The organism is Frigoribacterium sp. Leaf186 (assembly GCF_001423905.1).
Taxonomy (GTDB): Bacteria; Actinomycetota; Actinomycetes; order Actinomycetales; family Microbacteriaceae; genus Frigoribacterium.
On the sequence record NZ_LMPQ01000011.1, the window covers coordinates 257,494 to 259,726 of the forward strand.

A 2,233-nucleotide genomic window follows, 5' to 3' on the forward strand; every position below is an offset into this window, starting at 1 on the left:
TTCGACGGGCTCCGGTTCGACCGGTGCCGTCACCAGTGGTGACGACTCGGTCGCCGGGGGCACCCAGGTGATCCCGGACGTGACCGCCCCGGTCGCCGTGGGCGGCAACGCCGTCTCGGTCATCGGTGACTCGGCCAGCACGGGCACCACGACCGGTTCCGGCTCGACCGGCACCGGCACCACCGGTGGCACGACGTCCGGTGACGACGGCATCCTCGGGGGCACGCAGGTCGTGCCGTCGGTGGGTCTGCCCGTGACCGTGGGCGGCAACGCCGTCTCGGTCGTCGGTGACTCGGCCAGCACGGGCACCACGACCGGTTCCGGCTCGACCGGCACCGGCACCGGCACCACCGGTGGCACGACGTCCGGTGACGATGGCATCCTCGGCGGCACGCAGGTCGTGCCCTCGGTGGGCCTACCCGTGACCATCGGTGGCAACGCCGTCTCGGTCGTCGGCGACAGCGACACCACGGGCGGGACGACCGGCACTACGCCGACCGACCCCACCACGCCGACCGACCCGACCGACCCGACGTTCCCCGTCGACCCGGCCGAGCCCTTCGACCCGACCGACCCGGTCGACCCGACGACGCCCACCACCCCGGGTGACGACGGCACGATCACGCCCGGCACCGACGGCACCGTGGTCACGACCGGCACGACCGGCACCGAGTTCACGACCGGCACCACCGGCACCGTGCTCGTGACGGCGGCCGCGACCGACCGCAGCGTCCTCGCCTCGGGGGCCCGCGCCTCCTCGGCCCTCGCGGCGGACTCGTCGCTCGCCTTCACCGGCGGCGACACGACCGCCCCGCTCACGGGTGGCCTGCTGGTGCTGCTCGCCGGGCTGGGCCTGCTCGTGGCGGCCCGCCGCCGCTCGGCTCGCGCCTGACGGCTCGCGCCGGACACACCCGCGCCGCTCGCACCTGAGCGACGCTCCACACCGACGGTGCACCGCAGACCTGGTTCAGGGGCCTGCGGTGCACCGCCGTGCGCGTCGCCGCGTCGCCGCGTCGGCCCGTCGCAGCACGTCGTGCGGAATCGACGGGCCGTCCGGCCTGTTGCACGACACATGACGTCCGCACCCACCATCGGCATCCTCGGCGCGGGCAAGGTCGGCACCGTCCTCGCCCGCCTCGTCCACGCCGCCGGCCACCCCGTCCTGCTCGCCGGCTCGGGCGACCCCGAACGCATCCGCCTGATCGTCGACGTGATCGCACCCGGCGCCCGGGCGGTCTGGTCGGCCGACGCCGCCCGTGAGGCCGACGTCGTCGTGCTGGCGCTGCCGCTCGGCAAGCTCGACTCGGTGCCGGTCGAGGCCCTCGCGGGCAAGGTCGTCGTCGATGCCATGAACTACTGGTGGGAGACCGACGGCCTCCGCGACGACCTCTCGGACCCCCGCACCTCGACGAGCGAACTCGTCCAGCGCCACCTGCCCGCCTCCCGCGTCGTCAAGGGCTTCAACCACATGGGCTACCACGACCTCGACGAGGGAGCGCTGCCGGCGGGCGACCCGGCCCGCAGCGCCATCGCCCTCGCCTCGGACGACCGAGCGGCCCTCGACGTCGTCGCCGCCCTCGTCGACGCGGTCGGCTTCGACCCCGTGGCCCTGCCCACCCTGGCCGACGGCATCGCCCTCGAGCCGGGCTCGTTGGCCTTCGGCGCCGACGTCGGTGCGGCCGAACTGACCGACACGGTGCGGAGCTTCTGGTCGTCGCAGCGAGGCCTGACCGTGGCCAGGGCCCGCGGGTGGGCCGCGCCCGCCGACGGAGCCCCGGCCCAGTCAGTCGACGAACCCTCAGAGGTCACGGCGGGGTAACGAAGTCGATGCGTTCCAATCCTTTTCGGGGACGGTGGCGAACCCTGTACATCCCCACCGGGACCAACGACAAGGAGCACCACCATGAACGCCTTCACCCGCAAGAACGTCACCAAGGCCACGCTGGGCCTGGTCGCCTCGGGCGCCCTCGTCTTCAGCCTCGCCGCGTGCTCGATGGACTCCGGTTCGTCGACCGACACCTCGTCCTCGTCCGCGTCGGCCTCCTCCGAGCCCAGCGCCGAGGCCACCCCCCTGGCCTCGATCGCGGACCTCAGCAACGGCGTCGACACCCAGGTCACCGTCGACGCATCCTTCGTCGAAGCCCTCACCAGCCTCGGCCTCACCCCCGGTGTCGTCGGCAACGCGACCTTCGACTCCACCACGGGCACGTTCGCGTTCCCGATCACCGGCGGC

At 73.7% G+C, this 2,233-nt stretch carries 1 protein-coding gene and 2 pseudogenes; all 3 read left to right on the plus strand.

Annotated elements, in window-relative coordinates; all coding sequences use genetic code 11:
• A pseudogene (locus tag ASG05_RS16440) lies at positions 1 to 892 on the plus strand (hypothetical protein); the annotation flags it as partial.
• Between the two features lie 57 nt (positions 893 to 949).
• Entirely contained in the window at positions 950 to 1,819 is an 870-nt protein-coding gene (locus ASG05_RS12755; protein ID WP_162240660.1) for an NAD(P)-binding domain-containing protein, read from the plus strand.
• Positions 1,820 to 1,903: 84 nt separating this feature from the next.
• Positions 1,904 to 2,233, plus strand: a pseudogene (locus tag ASG05_RS16630) (hypothetical protein); the annotation flags it as partial.